The organism is Fructilactobacillus sp. X7R4C1 (assembly GCF_059901115.1).
This window is the reverse complement of sequence record NZ_JBWXVD010000023.1, coordinates 1-267: the sequence shown is the minus strand read 5'-3', so window position 1 is coordinate 267 and position 267 is coordinate 1. Positions and strand designations below refer to the sequence as shown.

Sequence of the window (267 nt, the reverse complement as noted above, 5' to 3'; positions counted from 1 at the left end):
CCGGGACTTCGTCGGGGCGCGCCTGACGCAGCGCTCGGTAACGCGACTCGATGTCATCGACTCGAGCCTTAGCCACCGCGTCAAGAGCAGAGGGGCCCGCTGCATCGGCAAGTTGCCGAAGGGCCGATATCGCCAGGTCGTCGTAGGCGGTGTAATAGTCGGCACGCCCGTGATCGGTCAGGAAGAACACGCGGGAAGGTCGGCCCCTTCCGCGAGCTCCAAAGACCTTCTTCTCACGGGAATCGACGAGACCCCGACTCACAAGAG

Annotated in this window: 1 pseudogene; it reads right to left on the bottom strand. The window is 64.0% G+C overall.

The window, feature by feature from the left end:
- Positions 1–190 (bottom strand): annotated as a pseudogene (locus AC6UC9_RS07000) (hypothetical protein); the annotation flags it as partial.
- Between the last annotated feature and the right edge of the window lie 77 nt (positions 191–267).